This is a genomic window from Bacteroides sp. Marseille-P3684, assembly GCF_900291465.1.
GTDB lineage: Bacteria > Bacteroidota > Bacteroidia > Bacteroidales > Bacteroidaceae > Phocaeicola_A.
This window is the reverse complement of record NZ_LT985808.1, coordinates 1,228,914-1,252,194: the sequence shown is the minus strand read 5'-3', so window position 1 is coordinate 1,252,194 and position 23,281 is coordinate 1,228,914. Positions and strand designations below refer to the sequence as shown.

Sequence of the window (23,281 nt, the reverse complement as noted above, 5' to 3'; positions counted from 1 at the left end):
CTTGTATGAAGTTTCTGTTCGTTAGGCCAGATGTTTGCCGACGGCTTCCTTCAGATTTCACCTCGCGATGAACACCCTTGCCTGGGGCTATGTAATTCCCGCTATTAGGGCTTACTCGGGACTTGCACCCGTTAGACAACACTCATGCCGAGCGTACTATGAAAAGGGCTGCATCCCGCGGTTGGGAGATGCAGCCCTTCTTAGAATTGACGGGGTCCGCTGTGTGCGGATTATTCAGCACGCAATGTGAAGCGTTTGAATGCAGTCACGGTCAAGTCCTTGTCAGCAGCCTTCAAGAAGTCGGCAACTGTCATCTTGGCGTCCTGGATGTACTCTTGCTTGAGCAAGCAAACCTCCTTGTAGAACTTGCCGATGCGGCCCATGGCAATCTTCTCGATCATGTTCTCGGGTTTGCCTTCCTGGCGAGCCTTGTCAGCAGCGATTTCCTTCTCTTTAGCCAATACGTCAGCAGGAACATCTGCCTCGCTGATGGCAAGCGGGTTCATGGCAGCCACCTGCATAGCCACTTCGTGACCGATGCGGTCAGCACCTTCCACAGCCTTGTTCAAGGCAACCATGGTGCAGAGGAAGTTCTTGTTCTGGTGGTTGTAAACGGCGATGACAGGAGCCTCGATGGTCATGTAGCCATCCAGTTCCATCTTCTCGCCGGTGATGCCGCTGCGGTCGGTCACAGCCTGAGCCACAGTTGTGTCGCCCAAGGGGAGTGCCTTCACCTCGTCCAAGGTCTTGCACTTGTGTGCGATGGCAGCATCCAGGATATCGTTGGTCAGCTTCACGAAGTCTTCGTTCTTAGCCACAAAGTCGGTTTCACATTTCAAAGCGATGATTGCACCGAATCCGTCGGCAACCTTAGCCAGCACACAGCCTTCAGACGCTTCACGGTCAGAACGCTTGGCAGCTACGGCCTGTCCTTTTTCACGGATAATCTTCATTGCCTTGTCGAAATCGCCTTCAGCTTCGGTCAAAGCGTTCTTGCAATCCATCATACCGGCTCCGGTCATTTTGCGGAGCTTGGTAATATCAGCCATACTTACAGCCATAGTTTTCTTCTTTTTATTGGGTTAATGAATATTCAAAAGGGAGTTTTATAAAAAAGGATAAGAGTTGAAGGCTGAAGGTGAAAGTACAGGGACGGAAACACATCTCAACTCTCAACTCTCAACTTTCAACTCTTACCTATGTAGTTGCTTCAATCAGAGGATTAAGCTTCGTCTTCTTTAATGAAAGCAGCAGCTTTACTTGCATTGATAGCCTCTTCGGTTGATTTGTCGAGACGAGCCTTGGAAGCACCTTTCTTTCTGGTCTTCGGAGCTTCGCCGGCAGCTTCCATGTCAACTTTCTCGGCTTTTCTTTCTTCCAGACCTTCAGCGATGGCACCGCAGCAAGCGTCGAGGATAACCTCGATAGACTTGTTGGCATCGTCGTTAGCCGGGATTACGAAATCCACGTTGTTGGGGTTTGAGTTCGTATCAACGATTGCAAATACGGGGATACCCAGACGGTTGGCCTCACGTACGGCAATGTTTTCCTTCATGACGTCAACCACGAACAAGGCAGACGGCAGACGGGTCAGGTCAGCAATGGAACCGAGGTTCTTGTCCAACTTGGCACGTTGACGGGAGATCTGGAGGATTTCTCTCTTGGAGAGGTTGGAGTAAGTACCATCGCTTGTCAGTTTGTCGATGGTAGCCATCTTCTTCACAGCCTTACGGATAGTCGGGAAGTTCGTCAACATACCACCCGGCCAACGCTCGATTACGTAAGGCATGTTTATAGACGCAGCCTTGTCGGCTACGACTTGCTTAGCTTGTTTCTTAGTAGCAACAAACAGGATTTTCTTTCCTGATTTAGCGATTTGCTTCAGAGCCTCGGCTGCTTCATCAACCTTAGCTACTGTTTTATGGAGGTCAATGATGTGAATACCATTGCGTTCCATGAAGATATACGGAGCCATTGCGGGGTTCCACTTTCTTTTCAAGTGACCAAAGTGGCAACCTGCTTCCAATAAAGTATCAAATGTTACTCTTGACATTGTGTTTATTCTTTAAATCGTTTACATTCTTTTTTGTTTTCACCAACCACCGGGTAGTCCATCTTTCGGGAGTCCCGACAGTTTAGATACTAAACGAAGTTTCAAGTCGCTAAGTTCTTGAGTTTTTAAGTTCCTTGAGTTCTAAGCGACTTCCTCACGGAAGCACCACTTACAAACTTATAAACCAAAAAACTTATGAACTCAAATCAACGTTTACTGAACTGGAATCTTCTACGTGCCTTCGGACGTCCCGGTTTCTTACGTTCAACCTCACGGGCATCGCGTGTCATGAAGCCTTCGCTGCGCAGCGCTTTCTTATCGTCCGGATTGATTTTAACCAGTGCACGTGCAATGGCCAGACGGAGAGCCTGAGACTGTCCGGTGAAACCACCACCGCAAAGATTAACCTTAATATCATATTTTTCAGCAACACCCAGCTTGTTCAACGGTTGCTTTACGACATACTGAAGAATAGTTGATGGAAAGTACTGTGCAAGGTCGCGCTTGTTAATAGTAATCTTTCCTGTACCTTCGCTAACGAACACGCGAGCGATCGCGCTTTTACGTCTGCCTAATGCGTTTACTACTTCCATTCTTTATTATTTAAGTAAGTTGATATCGATTGATTTCGGGTTCTGAGCCTCGTGCTTGTGCTCGCTGCCGGCATAGATGTACAGGTTGCCCAGCAATTTGGCACCCAGACGGTTCTTCGGAAGCATGCCCTTCACAACACGGCGGAGCAATTTGTCCTCACCGTTGGGACGAGCCATCAAACGAGCCGGAGTAATCTCTCTTTGTCCGCCGGGATAGCCGGTGAAGTTCAGATAAATGCGGTCGTTCCATTTGTTTCCGGTCAATTTCACTTTGTCTGCGTTGATGATGATCACGTTGTCACCGCAGTCTACGTGAGGGGTAAAGTTGGGTTTATACTTTCCTCTCAACAGTTTCGCAACTTTTGCACCGAGGCGACCGAGCACCTGATCGGTGGCATCAACTACGACCCATTCTTTGGTCACAGTCTCTTTGTTTGCAGAAATGGTCTTGTAACTTAAAGTATCCACTCTTAATAATTTTTTAAATGTTAACTACTAAAAAACTTTTTCTTTTGCAGCGCTAACCACCCTCTTACCGGGCTATTAACACGCTTAATTCTAAACTTTTAGAGCGTCTAGATAATAATCGGCTTGCAAAGGTACGGTTTTTCCATTAATCTGCAAACAAATCATCTTTCTTTTTTTACTGCCAAAGATTAGCTAATGAGTTTATAGTGAACCAAAGAGACACTCCACAGAAGAGCCCCCGCAGACCGGAACAAGTATCATTTCGCTTCTGTGCCTCCAGCGAAAATATCAGTCCGGGAGGAATGACTCTCAACCGAATTGGCTACTTTTGCCTGTCATCACACATGACACTTAATACTTAAATATACGATGCACATGAAACTATCTGTCTGTCTGCTGTCGGCCCTGCTGACAGCTCTGCCGGCATTCCCGGCATCTTCACAACCGGTGTCCGATGAGCCGGTACAAGCGACTGCCAACCAGTGGAAAGGGAAACGGGTGGCCTTCCTGGGCGACTCCATCACCGATTCCGTCCGTGTGGGAACCACCAAGTGCTACTGGGAGTATCTTGCAGAATGGTTGGGCATCGACCCACAGGTGTATGCCAAGAACGGCAACCAGTGGGATGGTGTGCTGCGTCAGGCTGAACGCCTGAAAGCCGAAGGAAAAGCGGTCGATGCCATCCTCATCTTCGCAGGGACCAATGACTACAATGCCGGAGTGCCCTTGGGCGAATGGTATGACTATGCCCAGACGGAAACCGTCGTCAAGGGTGGAGGGACGGAGACTCGTGCACGCCGCATTCCGCAAACAAACGGCGCGACTTTCCGTGGACGCATCAACCGCGTCATGGATTACCTGAAGACCAACTTCCCCACCCAACAAATCATCGTGCTGACTCCCATCCATCGCGGAGCGGCACGCTTCAGCAACGAGAACATCCAGCCGGAAGAGGCGTTCCCCAACAAACTGGGGCTGTATGTCGACTCCTACGTGTCGGCAGTAAAAGAGACTGCCAATGTGTGGGCAGTGCCGGTCATCGACCTGAACAGCCTGAGCGGACTCTACCCGATGAATGATGCACATGCTCCCTATTTCCACACCCGGGACACGGACCGTCTGCATCCCAATGCCGAAGGGCATCGCCGCATGGCACTGACACTGATGTACCAGCTGCTGGCATTGCCTGCGTCCTTCTAGAAGCGTCAGGTACAAGGCAACGGAACACCCGGATACAGAGGAAGCATGCACGGCAACCATGCCGGCACAAGCCTCTGTATCCGGGCGTTTCTGTATCCGCTCCTTCAGCCGCGGTGCATCCCGACGACCTTGAATTCTTTCCCACTTGCCACGACACGTCCTTCAGCAACCAGTTCGGAGAGTGCACGTGCCAACGACGGACGCGCTACTCCCAGGATGTAGGCTACCTCCTTCTGATTGCGGATGGTCCCGTTCAGCTTCAGGTAGTTGAGCAACCGCTCTTTCAGTCCTTGCAAGGCAAACTCGTTGAGCTTGCGGCTCAGGAACAGGCTGCGTTCGGAAATGACCTGAAGGAAATTCTGCATCAGCCGTGGGTTTCCGTGCATCGCCTCCAGGAAATTGTCCCGACCGACGGCAATTACCTCGCACGCCTCCTGCGCCTCCAGATTGACAGGGAAACGGTTCTCGGACGCGAAGAGGAAAGCCGGTGCCAACAGCTCAACCGCCTTCAGGTGGTCAATGGTCAGCTGCTTGCCTTCCGGACTAACCATCTGCGCCAGGGCATCCCCTTCAGCCAGTATGTATAGTGCCCGACAGGGGTCTCCCTGCAAGGCGATGAAATCTCCTGTTTGATAACGGCGCACCGCATTGCCCGGCATCTCCAGCAATGCCTTCAGTTCACTCTCCCGGATTCCGTCAAAAAGCGGATGTTCCAGCACTTGGGTCATGTTCATGATTTACAATCTTTAAGGGTTCGTGTCACATACGTTACAACTTCAGCCGACAGGAATCAGCATCTTTGCAGCACAAAAATAAGAAAAACCGCGCAGTTGCAGCGCCTAAAAAGACAAAACCATGACAGAAAATGCTATGTTTTGCTTCCAATGCCAGGAAGCAGCCCGTGGAACGGGATGCACCGTGAAAGGTGTATGTGGAAAAGACAGTCGTACGGCAACATCAATGGACCTGTTGCTCTTCGTCGTACGGGGTGTATCAGTAGTCACCGACGCCCTGCGCAAGTCGGGCCACAAGGTAAGACCGGAAGCGAACAACTTCGTGGTGGATGCCTTGTTCTCAACCATTACCAACGCCAACTTCGATGTGGAGAGCATCCTCGGACGCGTGGACCGCGGACTGGTGTTGCGCAACAACCTCATCGAGGAAGCCAGAAGCCTGGGTGTATCCCTCCCGGCTGTCGACGAACTGACGTGGAACGGCAGCCGCGAGGACTATGCAGAGAAAGCAGCTACGGTAGGCGTACTGCGCGAAACGGATGCAGACAGCCGCTCGCTGAAGGAGCTGGTGGTCTACGGATTGAAGGGTATGGCAGCCTATCTGGAACATGCGATGCGTCTTGACCATGACGACGAGTCCATCCATGAGTTCATGCAGCATGCACTGGCAACCATCGCCACCAGCAAGCCGGCGGTCAACGAGCTGATCGACCTCGTGATGAAGACCGGTGAATTCGGCGTGAAGACCATGGCGCTGCTCGACACGGCCAACACCTCCCGTTACGGACAACCCGAGATGACACGGGTGAACATCGGCGTACGCAACCGTCCGGGAATCCTCATCAGCGGTCACGACCTGCGCGACCTGGAGGACCTGCTGGAGCAGACCAAGGACCAGGGTGTCGATGTCTACACACACAGCGAGATGCTCCCGGGTCACTACTATCCCGCCTTCAAGAAGTATGAGCACTTCGTGGGCAACTATGGCAACGCCTGGTGGAAACAACGCGAAGAGTTCAGCACCTTCAACGGACCGATTCTCTTCACGACCAACTGCATCGTGCCGCCCCTGCCCAACGCCAACTACAAGGACCGCGTGTTCACTGCCAACTCCACCGGTTATCCCGGCTTCAAGCATATCCCGACCGGACCTGACGGACGCAAGGACTTCAGCGAAATCATCGCCCTCGCCAAGCAATGTCAGCCGCCGACGGAAATCGAGCACGGAGAAATCCTGGGTGGTTTCGCCCACAACCAGGTGGTTGCCCTGGCAGAGCCTGTCGTGGAAGCTGTGAAGAGTGGAGCCATCCGCCGCTTCATCGTGATGGGTGGTTGTGACGGACGCATGAAGAGCCGCGAGTACTACACGGAGTTTGCACGCCGTCTGCCGAAGGATACGGTTATCCTCACTGCTGGATGTGCCAAGTATCGCTACAACAAGCTGGGCTTGGGCGACATCAACGGCATCCCCCGCGTGCTTGACGCCGGACAGTGCAATGACTCCTACTCGCTCGCAGTCATCGCCCTCAAGCTCAAGGAAATCTTCCAGCTTGCCGACGTCAACGACCTGCCCATCACCTACAACATCGCATGGTATGAGCAGAAGGCGGTCATCGTACTGCTCGCTCTGCTGAGCCTCGGTGTGAAGAACATCCACCTCGGTCCTACACTCCCTGCCTTCCTGTCTCCGGGCGTAGCCAAGGTGCTGGTCGAGAACTTCGGCATCGGTGGTATCGGTGAAGTGGAAAGCGACCTCGAACTCTTCGGTCTGGGAGCCTAATCGATTCACATTCTATATAGTCCCTAAAGACTCTCTTAGCGGCGCCAGCCGGCGAGTGATTCGTCGGTGGCGCCGCAACTTTTATTGTCAGAGATTTTTTATCAGACGCTGTATTCAAAGTCCAAGGTCCCGTTCAGCGTGATGACATTCGACTGGTTATTCTTATCAGCAAACGTGACGTTATCCAGCTGGAGGGTTACAATGCCATTCGAAAAACCTTGGAAGATTATTTTTCCACTGACGTAGCGAGTGTAGTTGGTAATTTCTCCCTTTGCAGGGATGTAGCCAATCCAGGTGTCGTCATGAAGAGTGAGCGTATACCCCTTGCTTACCATATACGGGAAGAAGTGATCGGCACGGAAAAGGATGCTGAAAAACGGATAGTACTGCACTCCGGCAGTCTCCTTCGGTGCCACTTCGATCTCAATCTGAACTACAGTGTGACCTCCAAATTCGGAAAATGTACCAATATCTCCGGTAGGTTCCACATAGGTCTTGCCGTTCACCGTCAAGGACACGCGGTTACTGTCTGCAGGCTTGTTGCCTTCGTTGTTAAGGAAAGGCAAGGTAACGGTTCCGTCAAGACTGTACGTGCGTCCCTCTCTGCTCATGCGAAGGTTCTCAAACCGGAGAGTAAGCCTGTTCTCGTCCGGATTTGTTTCAGTGACAACCGCTTTACCCGAAGTATAGGTGTAGCCACTGCCCCAAGCGGGGTCGTCCGTATTGGCCAACAATAAAGTCAAGCCCAGATTCATTTTAGCAACATCGTCCCCGACCTTGAGACTGGTTTCACTCTCAAACCGGAAAGAATAGTAGTCAACCACGACACTTCCCTCCTTCTCCACATCCACAGGGATTGTGAATTCCCCCGACTCCGATGCTGCATTCCAGACTCCTTTCAGGGAAGCAAGCATCGAAATGTTACGTTTGGTTCCGTTTATCTCAATGACACTCGGACCGACATCATTACCAGTCGGACTGTTGTCATCATCACTACAGGAAACGAACGTGCAAGACACAATGGCCATCAGAGCCACCATGAGCGGATAAAAATACTTTTTCATAATTTTGAGGTTTACTATTGGTTATTACTTTTGATAAATGGGTCTTTCTCCTGAGACTCGCTGTGACATCCCGAGTCGAATGATGTGAGTTCAATGGCAAGGTTTCTTTTTTATCATCATGCTTTGTTTGTAGCATCTAGGGCCCTGCGATGCATGTTGTCGGATTCGTTTCTGTAGGAAGGGAACATAAAAAAGGAAAGCGAGGCCTTCATTCCGAACCTTACCCTTGACGTAGGACTTCGACTTCCTGTAAGATAGATAAGGAGAATAAATACCTCGCTCTGTATGATATACCCGTAAGGGCACGAATATACGCATACAAAGAGAGCGTCTTTCCCACATCATTCCGTTCTTACTTGTGAGTTGTCGAAGTTCACGTCAATGGAACAAAGTGAAAATGCACTTTCTTTCAATATGTCTGCACACAACTTATGTATACGCGAGCAAAGATAGGCATTTTTGGGAAAAGACGCTCCATACTCAGATTAAAACTGCAAATATCCGCAATTTTATTGGTAAACGTCCCATTAGCTTCAAGTTTCTGAAAACAGCACCAACGGACCGGAAGGAGAAATGCAGGGAAATAAAACAGCCTCCCAATCAATCGATTAAGAGGCTTTCTTCGTACTCGAAGCGGGACTTGAACCCGCACAGCCGCAATGGCCAAGGGATTTTAAGTCCCTCGTGTCTACCGATTCCACCATTCGAGCATCCTTCAGAGCGGAAAACGAGACTCGAACTCGCGACCCCAACCTTGGCAAGGTTGTGCTCTACCAACTGAGCTATTTCCGCAAGAATATGTACAATCATGAAAAGTGCATCGTCCGTTTCAGATGCGGTTGCAAAGGTATATGTTTTTTTGGATTTCACAAAAGTCGCCGCTACATTTTTCCGCCTCGCGGACTGTTCGGCAGGGAGCGGAAAGGAAGGGAAAGAAAGGATGACCGTCGGAACAGAATGACACGAAAACAGGACTTCTGCTTGACAGAATCAGCACTTTTGCCGTTTCCAGCTAACGCGTCTTTTTGAAAAATCGACCAAAGCAGGTTATTTTAAGAATATTCATGCGATTTGGCTTGCATGATTATTCCGTTTAAGTCCCCAAAGCGCATACTTATGCAGCCAAACAATATTGTTTCACGTGTCAAACACTTGTGTTTGGTGTCTCAAACAATATTGTTTCATCGGCGAAACACATTTGTTTGACGTGCGAAACGCTTATTTTATAAAATTGAAAGATTTGTTTCGCTTCATTCACCTCCAGTTTGTACGGGAAGGCACTCAATCGGGAACTATTGTTTTGAGGGGTAAAAACCGTCGGTTGAAAACAGGATGAATGAGGAAAAGGACAATTATCCGCCAGGAAGAAGGGAAAAAGAACGAAACGACAACAATGTGCATTTAGCAAATCGCTCCAGAATGCCTTCTTTGCGTTTCAACTCGTCCTTGGGGCTGAAAACGGGCATTCTGGAGCGATTCGTTTGACGTTTTGACACTTTGTCAAGACAGCAGTCATGCAGGTCCGGCTCATTCGCCGGTACGCAACAAGGCTTCTTCGGCTTGTTCGATTTGTTCGAAATGGAACTGGTCGACGACAGCCTGCATCTGCAGGGCAATCTCCTCGGTACAGAGGTTGCCGATGCTGCCTTCATGGGTATGATGTACCTGCTTGTCCGTCGTGAACTTGCCGGCCTCGATTTCGAGTCCTACCTGCTTGTAGGCGTCGCGGAACGGCACGCCCGAGGCTGCCAACCGGTTGACTTTCTCCACACTGAAGATGGGGGCATAGCGGTCGTCGTCGAGGATGTGGCGGTTCACCTCCATGCGCTCCACGATGTAGTCCACCATCAGCAGACAGTCCTTCAGCTCGTCGAAGGCGGGGAGGAACACTTCCTTGATGATTTGCAAGTCGCGGAAGTAACCGGAAGGGAGGTTGTTGGCTATCATCATGATTTGCTGGGGAAGTGCCTGGATTTTATTGCATTTGGCACGCGTCAGCTCAAACACGTCGGGGTTCTTCTTGTGCGGCATGATGCTCGACCCGGTCGTACACTCGTTGGGGAGCTTCACAAAGCCGAAATTCTGGCTGTTGAACAGACAGGCATCATAGGCGAGCTTGGAGAGCGTTCCGGCAATCGTTGCCAGGGCAAACGCCACGTTACGCTCCATCTTGCCACGTCCCATCTGCGCATAGACCACATTGTAGTTCAGGCTTTCAAAGCCCAACAGGCGGGTGGTCAGCGTACGGTTGAGGGGGAAGGAAGAGCCGTAGCCCGCAGCGGAACCCAACGGATTACGGTTGCACATCCGGAAGGCTGCATGCAGGAAGAGCATGTCGTCCACCAGGCTCTCGGCGTACGCACCGAACCAGAGACCGAACGACGAGGGCATGGCTATCTGCAGATGGGTGTAGCCGGGCATAAGCACCTCCTTGTAGGTCTCGCTCTGCTTCTGCAACGTGTGGAAAAGGCGTTCGGTCAGCCGGGCAATTTCCTTCAGACGGTCACGTGTGAACAGCTTCAGGTCGAGCAGCACCTGGTCGTTCCGCGAACGTCCGCTGTGAATCTTCTTGCCTACATCGCCCAACCGACGTGTCAGCATCAGTTCCACCTGCGAATGTACATCCTCAATGCCTTCCTCTATGACAAACTCGCCGCGTTCCGCCAGTTCATAGATGCGCCGCAGCTCATGCAGCAGCAGGTCCAGCTCTTCGGCAGTCAGCAGACCGATGCTTTCGAGCATGGTGATGTGTGCCATCGAACCGATGACGTCATACTTTGCCAGATAAAGGTCCAGCTCCCGATCGCGCCCCACGGTGAAGCGTTCGATCTCCTTGTTCATTTCGAAATTTTTCTCCCAGAGTTTCATGTTCGTGAAAAAGTAAAGGGTTATAAGTTTCGCACAAGCTCAACTTGACAGTCGGCAAGGCGTCGTCAGCCGTTGTACGGGATGATAGCCAGCATCTCGGCAAGCTTCTCCAGTCCGTCCTGCATGGGTTTGGACACCATGCCCTTGAGGAACATGTTGATTTCTGCCTTGATGGTGAGCTTCATCTTGCATTCGGTCTCAGTGACAGGCAGCAGCTGAATCCACAGGTTGAAGGGGATGGGCGAATTTTCCGCCTCAAACTTGATGGTCTTCAACGGTTCACGGTCGACAATACGGAGCGACAGACGTCCTACGGGGGACACATTGAAGCTCACCGAGTCGGCATCAAACCGGAGGTCTTCTATCTTGTCGGCAGGAATGCGGTCTTTGACAGCTTCCAGATGGTTCAGGTCGGAGAGCTTGGCATACACCTGCTCCTGGCTGTAAGGAATCATCTTGATTCCACTTTCAAATTGAGTCATATTTGTCTGTTTTAAAGATTTAGGAATAAAAAAGGGGATGAGCGGACAATCCGACTTGTCCACCATAAAACAAAAGAGAACGACCCGGAGGGCACAGAGTCATGTCCCGGATTGTTCTCTTCACACTATCATTCAATCTGCGTTTACTTTACGTTCCAGTTAGCCGGATCTTTCCGCCATGCCTGCAACACCTCGATGTCCTCTTCGGCAATGTAGTCAGTGTCCAGCGCCACTTTCAATACTGCCTCATAGTTGGTCAGCGTCAACAGCTTCACATTGGCAGCCTTGAATGCCTCCACAGCAACCTGGAAACCATAGGTGAACGAAGCCACCATGCCAATCACTTCACAGCCGTTCTGACGCAGTGCTTCCACTGCTTTCAGGCTGCTGCCACCGGTAGACACCAGGTCTTCGATTACAACGACTTTCATTCCCGGACGAAGCTCACCCTCAATGAGGTTTTCCAGTCCGTGGTCCTTCGGTTTCGAACGGACGTACACAAACGGCAGGTTCAATTCGTCGGCAACCAATGCGCCTTGGGGAATGGCTCCGGTAGCCACACCGGCAATGGCATCCACTTGGCCAAACTTTTCCAAAATAAGACGTGAGATTTCAATCTTCACGAAATTACGTAACGAGGGATAAGACAACGTTTTGCGATTGTCACAATAGATAGGCGATTTCCAACCCGAAGCCCAGGTGAACGGATTGGCCGGCTGCAGCTTGATGGCCTTAACCTTCAATAATTTCTCGGCGAAAAGTCTTTCCAATGTCTCCATAATCGATTTATATGTGTATAGTTTTTGGTGATATAACGCGCAAATATAGCAGATGATGTTTGAAGGACAACCATTTGCCGCTTTGTTTTTACAAAAATTAAGCGTCGATACGAGTTGGCAAGATGTTCAAAAAAGTCAAAATGGAGAGCAGGCAGAGGTTCTGTACCGGACGGATGCCCGGCACGGCTAGTAGGTGCATCCCAGCGAAAGAACGCTGAAACGTATGTCAGGACACGCCATCAGGGCATCTGCACAGGCACGGATGGTGGCTCCGGTGGTGACGACATCGTCCACCAGCAGGACGTGCTTCCCTGCCAGTTCTTCGGGGTGTCTCACCTCGAACAAACGTTCAGCATTTTCAAAACGTCCGCGGACACTCTGCCGGGTCTGTGTCGGGTTTTCACGCGTACGCACCAGGTGGGTCTCCAACACCGGTATTCCGGTCTTCGACGACACACCGCGGGCAATCATGGCAGCCTGATTGTAGCCTCGCTCCCGCAAGCGTCCGGGTGCCAGCGGAACGGGTATGATGCAGTCGATGCCTTCAAAGAAGCCTGAATCAAGGATATCCCATGCCAGCAGCCGTCCGAAGAACACCCCGATGTCCGGCTGGTCATGGTACTTCAGACTGTAGATGATGTTGCACACCGCAGCCCCCTTCTCGTAAAGGAACAGGGCAGCGGTACGTTCCAGGGGAAAGATACCCCGGAAACGTTCCTCCATGAGGTTTTCGGGATGCAGGTGAAAGGTCGTGCGGGGAAGGTCCATCAGGCAGGGCAGGCAGATGTGCCTCTCCTCGACGGTCAGGAGACGTCCGCACATCAGGCACCGACGGGGATAAATCCAGTCGAGCAGGGTTTCAATCCATAAATTCATCATCGTCGGCCTCCGGCAGGCAACGGCGGATGGCATCCATCTCATACCCCCGTCCGAGGGCGAAGCGGATGAGCTTGCCGTTGCGTTCATAATCGGTACGTGCCTTCACGTGCTTGCGTTTGGCGGCAAGCAGCGTGCGAAGTCCGTCGAGGTACTCTTCTTCGTCGAGCTCGTCGAGGAGTCCGGCATAGACTGCCGACGGGACCTTCTTCAACTTCAGCCCCTGCGCAATCTTGTTGCGTCCCCACTTGTCAAACCGGGACTTGTCGTGGATGTAGAAACGGGCATAGCGCGCCTCGTCAATGTAGCGTTCCTTCACGAGACGTTCCAGGATGCGCTGCTGTGCCCCGTCATCCATACCCCATGCCGTCAGCCTGGCAATCACCTCCGAGCGGCAATGTTCTGCCGACGAGCAATATGCCGCGGCTTTATAGAGTGCTTCTTCTTCAGTCAGTTCTTTCATAGGCTAGCTTTTACCATACGGTCATTGCCCGATAGGTCCTTCCGCAGCTCGACGGACGGGAAGCCCGCTTCCTGCAACAGGCGGACCGTCTCCGGACCGTATGCACGGTTGATTTCAAAATAGAGCGCTCCACCGGGATTCAATGCCCGACGGGCATAGCCTGCCACGGCACGGTAGAAACGCAGCGGGTCGTCATCGGGGACAAACAGTGCGGTGGAAGGCTCCCATAGCAGCACATTACGTTCCATCTCCGCCTTCTCAGACTCGGTGACGTAAGGCGGATTGCTCACCAGGACATCCACCTGCCTGTCAGGGAGCGACGGTGCCAGTATGTCCTGCCGACGGAAGGTCGCCTCCACCCCCAGCTTCCGGCTGTTCTCCCGTGCGACACACAGTGCCTCTTCGGAGATGTCCCAGCCCTCTGCCTTCACTCCGGGAAGGATGGCCGCCAGTGTCAGAAGGATGCAGCCGCTGCCTGTCCCCACATCCAGGATGGAACGCACCTGCCTCTTTTCAGCGTCGGCACCTATCCATTGCACCAGCTCGGCAGTTTCCGGACGGGGAATCAGCGTAGCGGGAGTGACACGGAACGTCCGTCCGCAGAAGTCGGCTTCCCCTAAAATATATTGTATGGGTTCCTCCTTCTGTAAACGTTCCGTAATCTTTACCCACGCGAGACGTTCGTCTGCCGATAAAGTCCTATCTTTGCCCATGCAGACGTCCAGCCTGGTCACACGGAACAGCTTTTCCAGCATCAGGTAGGCGACAGCCTGTATTTCTCCGGGCGGATATATGCCCGACAACTGTTGCTTGAGGTAAGAGATTGCTTGCTTCATACTGTCTGCAAAAGTAGAAAGTTTAGCGCGAAAAGCATCACACGGCGGCGTGGTTTTATTCCACTGACGAGGATTCAGCCGACAGGTAGTCCCGGGGACATCGTTTCTTTCCGGGACAGGTCTTGTCAGCTCGTCGGTTTGCCGCCTGAGTCCGCGCAAGTCAAACAACATCACATTATGGACGAAGACGAAAAGTACATGCGCCGCTGCATACAGCTGGCACGCAACGGAGTCATGGGGGCAGCCCCCAATCCGATGGTAGGCGCCGTCATCGTGTGCGACGGGAAGATTATCGGCGAGGGTTATCACCGCCGGTGCGGACAGGCACACGCCGAAGTGAATGCCGTGCGTTCCGTGACCCAAACGGAACTGTTGAAACGCTCCACCATCTATGTCAGCCTGGAGCCTTGCTCACACTATGGCAAGACACCTCCCTGCGCCGACATGCTCATCGAAAAAGGCATTCCCCGTGTTGTCGTGGGTTGTGTGGACCCCTTTTCCCAAGTGTCGGGACGCGGCATCCGGAAGCTGCGCGATGCGGGAGTCGAGGTCCGTGTGGGCGTCCTGGAGCGTGAATGCCGCAACCTGATACGCCGCTTCATCACGTTCCACAGCGAACGGCGTCCCTACATTGTCCTGAAATGGGCACAGTCGGCAGACGGCTTCATCGACCTTGAACGCACGGAGGGCAGTCCGGTCGTGCTCTCTTCTCCCGAAACCCAGATGCTGGTCCACCGGCAACGTGCCTGCTGCAAAGCCATCCTGGTGGGACGGCGCACGGCTCTGCTTGACAATCCCAGTCTGACGGTCCGACATTGGCACGGCGAGAATCCGCTGCGGCTTGTCATTGACCGTGAAGGCAGCCTTCCGGATGATTTGCGGCTGTTCGACGGCAGTACACCGACGGTGGTGTTCACCGGACAAACCACCCGTCTGCATCCGGGGACAGAGTCTGTGACACTCGATTTCAGCCGCGACATCCTCCCACAGATGATGGACTTCCTGTACCAACGCAACATCCAGTCGCTGCTGGTGGAGGGCGGACGCGAATTGTTGCAAAGCTTCATCGATGCCGGTTTATGGGACGAGGTTTTCATCGAACGTACCTCCCATATCCTGGGGCAGGGTGTACCGGCTCCCGATATGGGTACATCCGCCTGTTTCCGTGGCATAACGCGCTTTCAATCGGACTATTTGCACTATTTCCGCCGTGCCGAATGGTCCGTCGATGAAATGTGCTGAGGTGTAGACAAATTAGGAAGTTTTATCTATAATTTTGTATAAAACTACTCACCTTGTTAGTATAGTAGTGGAAATTGTTTCTATTTTTGCAGCTTGTAATCAATTATCATTTCAATGAGAAAGAACTCTTTATATCTACTTATAGGGCTATTGGCGATAACCTTCGCTTTCACTTCCTGTCTGGACAGCAACACCACGGAGTACGAACTGACTCCGGATGCAGCCATCACGGCGTTCTCCGTCGGGGACATCACCATGACAGACACCATCAAGACCAAGGACGGCAAAAAGGACTCTACCATCTATTACACAGTGCCTGCCTCCTCCTATAAGTTTTCCATTGACCAGCAGAACGGACGGATATTCAACAGCGACTCACTGCCTGTAGGCACCAAGGTGGACAAGCTGACCACCAGCCTCTCGTACTACGGCTACTATGTGACTTACCTGAAGAATGACAAAGATACCCTGTGGACGGACACCGACTCCATCGACTTCACCCGTCCGCTAACCTTCAAGGCCTATGCCCTCAACGGCAGCATCCGCCAATATCAGATAGAAGTCCGCGTGCACCAGCAAGACCCGGACTCGCTGCAATGGACCCGACTGACGGACACCAGCCTGTCCATCCCGGAAAATGCAGTCCATAAGGCAGTCTGTACCCCGGGCAAGCTGTACATATTCGCCCAACGCGGAGAAAGCCTGCAGGTCACCTCATCCGCCAACGGCACTTCCTGGAGCGGATGGCAGAATGTCTCCTTACCGGGAACTGCCGACTACACGTCGGTAACGACTTTGGACGGACAGCTCTACATCCTGGCAGACAACAAGCTCTACCTCTCCGATGACGGCGTGACCTGGACGGCTGCCAACACCGAGCGGACCTTCGACAAGCTGTTTGCCGCCTCTCCCAAGCTGGGTGAGCTCTATGCATTGTCCGGCAATGAACTGGTATCCGTCTCGGCTGACGGGACACAAGTCAGCGCGACCGGCACTGCCAACACCTACTTCCCGACACAAAACCTGTCATACGCGGTCACCACACCGGACAGCAACACATCGCTGGAACGTCTGGTCGTAGTCGGTACACGCGACGCCTCCCTTGCCAACGACACCACTGCCACCGTATGGGCCAAGCTGTCCAACGAACCGGCATGGTCCCACTATCCACAAGCCACCAACAACACCTATGGCTGTCCGAAGCTGAAGAACCTCGCAGCATTTGCCTATGACGGCAAGCTCTATGCCTTCGGTGGAAGCTATGATATCCCCAGCACACAGACTCCTCCGGTACGCCTTGTCCCCTTCCAGTATCTCTATGAATCCATGGACGGTGGCATCAGCTGGCATCCGCAGACAGAGAAGGTGATGCTGCCGAAAGAATTCCTCAACCGTACGGCATCTTTCTCCTACGTGGTGGACGAGCACAACTTCATCTGGGTCTTCTGGAGCCAGTCGGCACAGACCAACGGACAGACGGAAGTGTGGCGCGGCAGAATCAACCGCCTGGGCTTTTAATTAAATAAGGTGTAGGCTTCAAACCGACAGAAACGAAGATACTATGTCATATAAAGAACAAATCGACAAAAGCAGAATCCCGGTCCACGTCGCCATCATCATGGATGGGAACGGACGATGGGCCAAGCAACGCAACCAACACCGGAGCTATGGACACCAGGCAGGTGTGGAGACGGTCCGCAACATCACACAGGTAGCTGCGGAAGCCGGAGTGAAATACCTCACTCTCTACACCTTCTCCACCGAGAACTGGAACCGCCCCGCTGAGGAAGTGGCTGCCCTGATGACCCTCCTGCTCGACTCCATCGAAGAAGAGATATTCATGAAGAACAACATCGCCTTCCGTGTCATCGGCGACATGGAGCGGCTGCCTGAAGCTGTACGTACGCGGCTGGAACAATGCATAGAGCATACCGCAGGCAACACCCGCATGACGATGGTCATCGCCCTGAGCTACTCTTCGAAATGGGAACTGACACGCGCCACACGGCTGATTGCCACTGAGGTGAAGGCGGGAAAGCTGGACGTCGATGACATAGACGAAGACTTGATAGCACACCATCTGACCACCCACTTCATGCCCGACCCGGACTTGCTCATCCGCACCGGAGGCGAACTGCGTCTCAGCAACTACCTCCTGTGGCAATGTGCCTACTCCGAACTGTACTTTTGTGATACCTATTGGCCGGACTTCAACGAAGAAGAGTTCTACAAAGCGCTCTACGACTACCAACAGCGAGAGCGGCGCTTCGGCAAGACAAGCGAACAAGTGGTCAATGAATAATGATAACCAGCAATGATGAACAGATTCTCAATTCATAATTCCGTGTTTAAGACAACATTCAGTGCGTTGTTCCTTGCCGGGCTCACCATGGTGCCGGGACAGCTCTACGCACAAGAAGCAAACCAAGACAAGGTCAAGAAGCCCTTGATCCTCTACTCGGGTACACCCAAGCAATATGAAATCGGGGGCATCCGCGTGACTGGCGGCGAAGGCTACGAAGATTATGTCCTGATAGGACTGTCGGGACTGTCAGTCGGACAGACCATCACGGTGCCGGGCGATGAAGTGACCCAGGCGGTGAAACGCTACTGGAACCACGGTTTGTTCTCACAAGCCAAGATTGAGGCAGACAGCATCATCGGCAACAAGATATACCTCAACATTGCCCTGGTGCAACGTCCGCGTATCTCCGACATCACCTACCACGGCGTGAAGAAGTCGGAACGCGAAGACCTGGAAGCCAGCCTCGGCATGATGAAAGGCGGACAGGTAACCCCCAACATCATCGACCGCGCCAAGCTGCTGGCAAAACGTTACTTCGACGACAAGGGATTCAAGAATGCAGAAATCATCATCAACCAACGCGACGACCCCAACAAGACCAACCAGGTGATCGTCGACATCAACATCGACAAGAAAGAGAAGGTTAAGGTACACCAGATAACCATTGAAGGCAACGTCGCACTGTCCGAGAAGAAGATCAAGCGGACGATGAAGAAGACCAACGAAAAGGGCAAGCTCATCAACCTCTTCAAGACCAAGAAGTTCATCGAAGACAACTACGAAGCCGACAAGGAGAACATCATCAGCAAGTACAACGAGCTGGGTTACCGCGACGCAACCATCGTGTGGGACAGCGTGAGCAACTTTGACGACCGCACCGTCGACATCCACATCAAAATCGATGAAGGACAAAAGTACTACCTGCGTAACATCAACTGGGTGGGCAACACCGTCTACCCGACCGACGTGCTCAGTTCCATACTCGGCATGAAGCGAGGCGACGTCTACAACCAGAAGATGCTCAAGGAACGTACGCAGGACGATGAAGACGCCATCGGCAACCTCTACTACAACAACGGTTACGTCTTCTTCAACCTCGACCCCGTGGAAGTGAACGTCGACAACGACTCCATCGACCTGGAAATGCGCATCGTGGAGGGACCTCAGGCTTCCATCAATCGCGTACGCATCACCGGAAACGACCGACTCTATGAAGACGTGGTACGACGGGAACTGCGTACACGACCCGGCGACCTCTTCAGCAAGTCCAACCTCGAACGTTCCTACCGAGAACTGGCACAGATGGGACACTTCAACCCCGAAACCATCGACCCGAGAGTGGAACCGGATGTCGAGAACGGAACGGTCGACATCAACTACGTCCTCGAATCAAAGGCAAACGACCAGATTGAGTTCTCTGCCGGATGGGGACAGACCGGAGTCATCGGTAAGCTGAGTCTGAAGTTCACCAACTTCTCCATGGCAAACCTCTTCTCGAAGAATGAAAACAAACGGGGCTTCCTCCCGCAAGGCGACGGTCAAACCCTCACCATCAGCGGACAGACCAACGGTAGCTACTACCAGTCATACAGCCTCTCGTTCTTCGACCCCTGGTTTGGAGGCAAACGACCGAACCAGTTCTCTGTCACGGCATTCTATTCGCGGCAGACGGACGTGAACGACAGCTACTACACCGACTACTACAACAACTACATGAGCTATATGTATGGCTACGGAAGCTACAACTCCGCCTACTATGGCTACGACGCATACTACGACCCGGACGAATCGGTACAGCTCTACGGTGTATCGCTCGGATGGGGTAAACGTCTGAAGTGGCCCGACGACTACTTCGTGCTCACCGCCGAGCTCGCTTATCAGCGTTATGTGCTGAAGGACTGGCAGTACTTCCTCATCTCCAACGGTAAGTGCAACAACATCAGCCTCGGACTGACACTCTCGCGAAGCTCCATCGACAACCCGATCTTCCCCCGTACCGGTTCGGAATTCTCGTTCTCGGTGAACTTCACCCCGCCCTACTCCTGGTTTGACAAGACCGACTACTCCAAGCTTGCTACCTCCCCCAGTTCGGAGAACTACCAAGACGACATGCAGAAGAAGTACAAGTGGGTGGAATACCACAAGTGGAAGTTCAAGGCACGTACCTTCACCGCACTGAGCAGCGCCAACAAGTGCCCCGTACTCATGACACGTGTCGAGTTCGGATTGCTCGGCCACTATGACAAATACAAGAAGTCACCCTTCGAGACCTTCTACATGGGTGGTGACGGTATGACCGGCTACTCCAGCACCTACGCTACCGAGACCATCGGACTCCGCGGTTACGAGAACGGTTCGTTGACCCCCTACGGCTACGAAGGCTATGCCTACTCGCGCATGACCCTCGAACTCCGCTACCCCGTGATGCTCGAAGCCTCTACTCAGATTTACGCCCTCGCCTTCGCTGAAGGCGGTAATGCCTGGACCGACGTGAAGAAGTTCAACCCCTTCAATATGAAACGTTCCGCAGGTGTCGGCGTACGTATCTTCCTCCCGATGATCGGTCTGATGGGTATCGACTGGGGATACGGTTTCGACAAAGTCTTCGGACGTAGCAACTACGGCGGAAGCCAGTTCCACTTCATTATCGGACAAGAATTCTAAGACAAACGGAAGCAGGCAGACCGACAGCCGCCACCAGCGACGCCCGGCTGCCTGCCCCGTCCCAACAACCACTTAATACTCAAACCACATGAAAAAGTCTGTTTTCTTACTCATCGCGGGATGCCTCCTGGCACTCAGCGCACAGGCACAGAAGTTTGCCTTGATTGATATGGAATACATCCTGCAACACATCCCGGCATACGAACAGGCTATGGCTCAGATGGATGCCGATTCGAAAAAATACCAGAACGAAGTGGAGGCCATCAGCCAGGAAGCAAAGAAGCTCTACGAGGCTTACCAACAGGAAGCCGACAAGCTGACCGCCGCCCAGCGCACACAACGCGAGAACGCCATCGTCGCCAAAGAAAAGCAGGCAGCCGAACTGCGCCAGCAATACTTCGGTCCCCAGGGAACCCTGGCACAGAAACAGCAGCAACTGCTGCAACCCATCAATGACAGCATCTACGAGACCGTCAAAACCATCTCGCTCCGGCGAGGACTCTCCCTCGTCCTGGACCGCGCCTCGGACCATGCCATCATTTTTGCCTCACCGGCCATCGACATTAGCGATGAAGTGCTCTCTATACTAGGTTATTCCAATTAAATGCCTAACTTTGCGCCGTTAAACAGAACTATCAATACTAACTCATTATTCTAATAAACAAAGCTATGTTGAAAAGAATCATCCTATTGGCAATCATTGTCATCCCTATGAGTGCACTTGCACAGAAATTCGGTCACATCAACCCCCTGCCCATCATGCAGGCAATGCCGGAATACACCAAGGCACAAACTGAACTGCAAGAGCTCCAGAAACAATATGAAGGCGAAATGAAAATCATGCAGGACGAACTCGCCAAGAAGAGTTCCGAGTACGACAAACAGCGTGACTCACTCCCGCAAAACATCCGTCAAAGAAGAGAAAGCGAGCTCCAGGACCTCTACGCACGCCTCCAGCAGTATGCACAGGAGAGTAACCAGAACATGCAAAAGGCTACCCAGGAGAAGATGGCTGAAATCAGCAAGAAGATTGAAACAGCCATTCAGGAAGTCGGAAAGGCCGGAGGCTTCATCTACATCTTCGACCAGACAGCCGGAATCCCCTTCATCAACGAGACGCTGAGCACCGACGTCAGCGCACAAGTGAAAGCCAAGCTCGGACTCAAATAAGCCGCAGACACGCGAACAACCATATCCAAGGCACGGAAGCAACCCCATTGCTCCGTGCCTTTTCTTTTGCCACTGACCGCCACAGCCTGCCCCATCCCTCGCCCGGACTGAGAATCTGCCCCCTCATCCTTTGATTATTCATCCGATACACGTACCTTTGCAAGAGTGATAAACAAACGTGTGATTAAAAACTTAAACAGCAATTCTATTATGGTAAGACGCTTGATATGGATAGCGCTGTGCCTGCTCCCCCTGGGAGTATGGGCGCAGACACAAGCCCGATTCGGCTATCTGAACTACTCCGAAGTCCTCAAGGCACACCCCCAGTACGCTGAAGCGACCGCACAGCTCGCCGGTCTCGAAGGCAAATACGACGCAGAGATACAGCGCTCGGAGGACGAGTTCAACCGCAAGTACGCCGAGTTCCTCCAGGAACAGAAAGACTTCCCCCAGAACATCATGGTGAAACGGCACAAGGAGCTGCAAGAGCTCATGGAGAAGAGCATCGCCTTCAAGAACGAGATACGCGCCACCCTCAAGACCGCACGCGACAAGATGCTCGCACCCCTCACCATCGAGCTCAATGACGCCATCGCACGCGTGGCACTGAAGTACAACCTCGACTACGTGCTCAACACCGAAGAACGTAACTACCTCTTCATCAACCCGGCTGTAGGCATCGACATTACCGCCGACGTCGAAACGGAACTCGGCATCCTCCCTGCCACGAACACCACCCCTGCCCCTGCGCAGACAGCCAACTAACCACGCACCGCAGACACACATGATGAATACCGCCCTACCAACCCGCCCGGGAGCCATCGGAGTGTTCGACTCCGGCTATGGCGGGTTGACCATCCTAAGTCGTATCCGGGAGCACCTGCCCGCATACGACTATGTTTATTTAGGCGACAACGCCCGCACTCCTTACGGGACACGCTCCTTCGAGATTGTCTACGAGTTCACACTCCAGGCGGTCAACCGCCTCTTCGAGATGGGTTGCCACCTCGTCATCCTCGCCTGCAACACCGCCTCCGCCAAGGCACTCCGCAGCATCCAGCAGAACGACCTTCCCCACATCGACCCCTCGCGGCGCGTGCTCGGCGTCATCCGCCCCACTGCCGAACGCATCGGCGCGCTCACACGGACGCGCCACGTCGGTGTGCTCGCCACGGCGGGCACCATCAAGTCAGAGTCCTACGTGCTCGAAATCCGGAAGCTGCACCCCGACATCACCGTCACGGGAGAGGCATGCCCCCTCTGGGTCCCCCTGGTAGAAAACAACGAGTTCGACAAGCCCGGCGCCGACTACTTCGTCCGCCAGCACATCGACCGGCTGCTCGCCAAGGACCCGGACATCGACGCCATCATCCTGGGCTGCACCCACTATCCCCTGCTCTACCACAAGATACGCGCCTTCACCCCGTCCCATATCGCCGTCATTCCACAAGGCGACTACGTGGCTGAGAGCCTCCGTGACTACCTGCACCGCCATCCCGAGATGGACGCCCGTTGCACCCGCCGGGGCACCTGCCGCTTCTTCACCACCGAGTCCGTGGAGAAGTTCCGCGAGTCCGCATCCATCTTCCTCGACTGCCCCATTGACGTGGCAAGCATCGAGCTGGAATGACCGACGCTGACAAAGTGTCAATCATCCGCCCGACTTACATTCTGTCAAACGAAACCCCTCTATTTGCCCCGCTT

General features: G+C 53.0%; 22 protein-coding genes and 2 tRNA genes. 10 read left to right on the top strand and 14 right to left on the bottom strand.

Annotated features, from left to right (window positions below; translation table 11 throughout):
• Positions 1 to 230: 230 nt before the first annotated feature.
• From tsf to rplM, 4 genes are all read right to left on the bottom strand, one after another.
• Positions 231 to 1,061 (bottom strand): translation elongation factor Ts, encoded by an 831-nt coding sequence (gene tsf / locus C8275_RS04750; protein ID WP_106484298.1) that lies wholly within the window; start codon positions 1,059 to 1,061, stop codon positions 231 to 233.
• A 161-nt stretch (positions 1,062 to 1,222) separates the two neighbouring features.
• Complete coding sequence (rpsB, locus tag C8275_RS04745; RefSeq protein WP_022385708.1) at positions 1,223 to 2,053, bottom strand: 30S ribosomal protein S2; 831 nt, start codon at positions 2,051 to 2,053, stop codon at positions 1,223 to 1,225.
• A gap of 206 nt (positions 2,054 to 2,259) precedes the next feature.
• Positions 2,260 to 2,646 (bottom strand): 30S ribosomal protein S9, encoded by a 387-nt coding sequence (gene rpsI / locus C8275_RS04740; RefSeq protein ID WP_022385709.1) that lies wholly within the window; start codon positions 2,644 to 2,646, stop codon positions 2,260 to 2,262.
• Between the two features lie 6 nt (positions 2,647 to 2,652).
• Positions 2,653 to 3,114, bottom strand: a complete 462-nt coding sequence (gene rplM / locus C8275_RS04735; protein ID WP_022385710.1) for a 50S ribosomal protein L13 — start codon at positions 3,112 to 3,114, stop codon at positions 2,653 to 2,655.
• Positions 3,115 to 3,483: 369 nt separating this feature from the next.
• Between rplM and C8275_RS04730 the strand changes: the two genes are divergently transcribed.
• Positions 3,484 to 4,314 (top strand): SGNH/GDSL hydrolase family protein, encoded by an 831-nt coding sequence (locus tag C8275_RS04730; protein WP_106484297.1) that lies wholly within the window; start codon positions 3,484 to 3,486, stop codon positions 4,312 to 4,314.
• Between the two features lie 104 nt (positions 4,315 to 4,418).
• Here the strand turns inward: C8275_RS04730 and C8275_RS04725 are convergent, their stop codons facing one another.
• Complete coding sequence (locus tag C8275_RS04725; RefSeq protein WP_106484296.1) at positions 4,419 to 5,048, bottom strand: Crp/Fnr family transcriptional regulator; 630 nt, start codon at positions 5,046 to 5,048, stop codon at positions 4,419 to 4,421.
• Between the two features lie 121 nt (positions 5,049 to 5,169).
• On the opposite strand from C8275_RS04725, the gene hcp reads away from it, so the two are divergent.
• Positions 5,170 to 6,828 (top strand): hydroxylamine reductase, encoded by a 1,659-nt coding sequence (gene hcp / locus C8275_RS04720; protein ID WP_106484295.1) that lies wholly within the window; start codon positions 5,170 to 5,172, stop codon positions 6,826 to 6,828.
• 101 nt (positions 6,829 to 6,929) lie between these two features.
• Here the strand turns inward: hcp and C8275_RS04715 are convergent, their stop codons facing one another.
• From C8275_RS04715 to prmC, 9 genes are all read right to left on the bottom strand, one after another.
• Entirely contained in the window at positions 6,930 to 7,892 is a 963-nt protein-coding gene (locus C8275_RS04715; protein WP_106484294.1) for a hypothetical protein, read from the bottom strand.
• A gap of 625 nt (positions 7,893 to 8,517) precedes the next feature.
• Positions 8,518 to 8,602 (bottom strand) — tRNA-Leu (locus C8275_RS04710).
• Positions 8,603 to 8,611: 9 nt separating this feature from the next.
• Positions 8,612 to 8,684: transfer RNA gene (locus tag C8275_RS04705), tRNA-Gly, on the bottom strand.
• A gap of 735 nt (positions 8,685 to 9,419) precedes the next feature.
• The gene (gene argH / locus C8275_RS04700; protein ID WP_106484293.1) at positions 9,420 to 10,760 is read right to left on the bottom strand and encodes an argininosuccinate lyase; all 1,341 of its coding nucleotides are present in this window, start codon (positions 10,758 to 10,760) and stop codon (positions 9,420 to 9,422) included.
• Between the two features lie 65 nt (positions 10,761 to 10,825).
• Entirely contained in the window at positions 10,826 to 11,242 is a 417-nt protein-coding gene (locus C8275_RS04695; protein WP_106484292.1) for an SRPBCC family protein, read from the bottom strand.
• A gap of 143 nt (positions 11,243 to 11,385) precedes the next feature.
• Positions 11,386 to 12,021 (bottom strand): orotate phosphoribosyltransferase, encoded by a 636-nt coding sequence (pyrE, locus tag C8275_RS04690; protein ID WP_022385465.1) that lies wholly within the window; start codon positions 12,019 to 12,021, stop codon positions 11,386 to 11,388.
• A 186-nt stretch (positions 12,022 to 12,207) separates the two neighbouring features.
• Entirely contained in the window at positions 12,208 to 12,900 is a 693-nt protein-coding gene (locus C8275_RS04685) for a ComF family protein (RefSeq protein ID WP_106484291.1), read from the bottom strand.
• Positions 12,881 to 13,360, bottom strand: a complete 480-nt coding sequence (locus C8275_RS04680) for a regulatory protein RecX (protein WP_106484290.1) — start codon at positions 13,358 to 13,360, stop codon at positions 12,881 to 12,883. Before C8275_RS04680 ends, C8275_RS04685 begins: the two co-directional genes overlap by 20 nt.
• Positions 13,357 to 14,196, bottom strand: coding sequence for a peptide chain release factor N(5)-glutamine methyltransferase (gene prmC / locus C8275_RS04675; RefSeq protein WP_106484289.1), 840 nt, complete (start codon positions 14,194 to 14,196; stop codon positions 13,357 to 13,359). The genes C8275_RS04680 and prmC overlap by 4 nt, the downstream gene beginning before the upstream one ends.
• Before the next feature lie 177 nt (positions 14,197 to 14,373).
• On the opposite strand from prmC, the gene ribD reads away from it, so the two are divergent.
• From ribD to murI, 8 genes are all read left to right on the top strand, one after another.
• A complete protein-coding gene (gene ribD / locus C8275_RS04670; RefSeq protein ID WP_106484288.1) occupies positions 14,374 to 15,438 on the top strand; it encodes a bifunctional diaminohydroxyphosphoribosylaminopyrimidine deaminase/5-amino-6-(5-phosphoribosylamino)uracil reductase RibD in 1,065 nt (354 codons plus the stop codon).
• A gap of 114 nt (positions 15,439 to 15,552) precedes the next feature.
• Positions 15,553 to 16,956, top strand: a complete 1,404-nt coding sequence (locus C8275_RS04665) for a DUF6242 domain-containing protein (RefSeq protein WP_157948172.1) — start codon at positions 15,553 to 15,555, stop codon at positions 16,954 to 16,956.
• A gap of 4 nt (positions 16,957 to 16,960) precedes the next feature.
• Complete coding sequence (locus C8275_RS04660; protein ID WP_255413999.1) at positions 16,961 to 17,740, top strand: isoprenyl transferase; 780 nt, start codon at positions 16,961 to 16,963, stop codon at positions 17,738 to 17,740.
• 87 nt (positions 17,741 to 17,827) lie between these two features.
• Positions 17,828 to 20,407 carry an outer membrane protein assembly factor gene (locus C8275_RS04655; RefSeq protein WP_106625727.1) on the top strand — a complete coding sequence of 860 codons (2,580 nt, stop codon included), beginning with the start codon at positions 17,828 to 17,830 and terminating at the stop codon, positions 20,405 to 20,407.
• An 88-nt stretch (positions 20,408 to 20,495) separates the two neighbouring features.
• On the top strand, positions 20,496 to 21,011 hold the full coding sequence (locus C8275_RS04650) for an OmpH family outer membrane protein (RefSeq protein WP_022385473.1): 516 nt from the start codon (positions 20,496 to 20,498) through the stop codon (positions 21,009 to 21,011).
• 65 nt (positions 21,012 to 21,076) lie between these two features.
• Positions 21,077 to 21,577: an OmpH family outer membrane protein gene (locus tag C8275_RS04645; protein WP_022385474.1), complete on the top strand. Its 501-nt coding sequence runs from the start codon at positions 21,077 to 21,079 to the stop codon at positions 21,575 to 21,577.
• Between the two features lie 210 nt (positions 21,578 to 21,787).
• Positions 21,788 to 22,342, top strand: coding sequence for an OmpH family outer membrane protein (locus C8275_RS04640; RefSeq protein WP_022385475.1), 555 nt, complete (start codon positions 21,788 to 21,790; stop codon positions 22,340 to 22,342).
• A 22-nt stretch (positions 22,343 to 22,364) separates the two neighbouring features.
• A complete protein-coding gene (gene murI, locus C8275_RS04635) occupies positions 22,365 to 23,207 on the top strand; it encodes a glutamate racemase (RefSeq protein ID WP_106625725.1) in 843 nt (280 codons plus the stop codon).
• The last annotated feature ends 74 nt before the right edge of the window (positions 23,208 to 23,281 follow it).

Excerpts from the sequence above, each read along its gene's own strand:
- tsf (WP_106484298.1), bottom strand. The coding sequence starts at position 1,061 with ATGGCTGTAAGTATGGCTGATATTACCAAGCTCCGCAAAATGACCGGA.
- rpsB (WP_022385708.1), bottom strand. The coding sequence starts at position 2,053 with ATGTCAAGAGTAACATTTGATACTTTATTGGAAGCAGGTTGCCACTTT.
- rpsI (WP_022385709.1), bottom strand. The coding sequence starts at position 2,646 with ATGGAAGTAGTAAACGCATTAGGCAGACGTAAAAGCGCGATCGCTCGC.
- C8275_RS04730 (WP_106484297.1), top strand. The coding sequence starts at position 3,484 with ATGCACATGAAACTATCTGTCTGTCTGCTGTCGGCCCTGCTGACAGCT.
- C8275_RS04725 (WP_106484296.1), bottom strand. The coding sequence starts at position 5,048 with ATGAACATGACCCAAGTGCTGGAACATCCGCTTTTTGACGGAATCCGG.
- hcp (WP_106484295.1), top strand. The coding sequence starts at position 5,170 with ATGACAGAAAATGCTATGTTTTGCTTCCAATGCCAGGAAGCAGCCCGT.
- C8275_RS04715 (WP_106484294.1), bottom strand. The coding sequence starts at position 7,892 with ATGAAAAAGTATTTTTATCCGCTCATGGTGGCTCTGATGGCCATTGTG.
- argH (WP_106484293.1), bottom strand. The coding sequence starts at position 10,760 with ATGAAACTCTGGGAGAAAAATTTCGAAATGAACAAGGAGATCGAACGC.
- C8275_RS04695 (WP_106484292.1), bottom strand. The coding sequence starts at position 11,242 with ATGACTCAATTTGAAAGTGGAATCAAGATGATTCCTTACAGCCAGGAG.
- pyrE (WP_022385465.1), bottom strand. The coding sequence starts at position 12,021 with ATGGAGACATTGGAAAGACTTTTCGCCGAGAAATTATTGAAGGTTAAG.
- C8275_RS04685 (WP_106484291.1), bottom strand. The coding sequence starts at position 12,900 with ATGATGAATTTATGGATTGAAACCCTGCTCGACTGGATTTATCCCCGT.
- C8275_RS04680 (WP_106484290.1), bottom strand. The coding sequence starts at position 13,360 with ATGAAAGAACTGACTGAAGAAGAAGCACTCTATAAAGCCGCGGCATAT.
- prmC (WP_106484289.1), bottom strand. The coding sequence starts at position 14,196 with ATGAAGCAAGCAATCTCTTACCTCAAGCAACAGTTGTCGGGCATATAT.
- ribD (WP_106484288.1), top strand. The coding sequence starts at position 14,374 with ATGGACGAAGACGAAAAGTACATGCGCCGCTGCATACAGCTGGCACGC.
- C8275_RS04665 (WP_157948172.1), top strand. The coding sequence starts at position 15,553 with ATGAGAAAGAACTCTTTATATCTACTTATAGGGCTATTGGCGATAACC.
- C8275_RS04655 (WP_106625727.1), top strand. The coding sequence starts at position 17,828 with ATGGTGCCGGGACAGCTCTACGCACAAGAAGCAAACCAAGACAAGGTC.
- C8275_RS04650 (WP_022385473.1), top strand. The coding sequence starts at position 20,496 with ATGAAAAAGTCTGTTTTCTTACTCATCGCGGGATGCCTCCTGGCACTC.
- C8275_RS04645 (WP_022385474.1), top strand. The coding sequence starts at position 21,077 with ATGTTGAAAAGAATCATCCTATTGGCAATCATTGTCATCCCTATGAGT.
- C8275_RS04640 (WP_022385475.1), top strand. The coding sequence starts at position 21,788 with ATGGTAAGACGCTTGATATGGATAGCGCTGTGCCTGCTCCCCCTGGGA.
- murI (WP_106625725.1), top strand. The coding sequence starts at position 22,365 with ATGAATACCGCCCTACCAACCCGCCCGGGAGCCATCGGAGTGTTCGAC.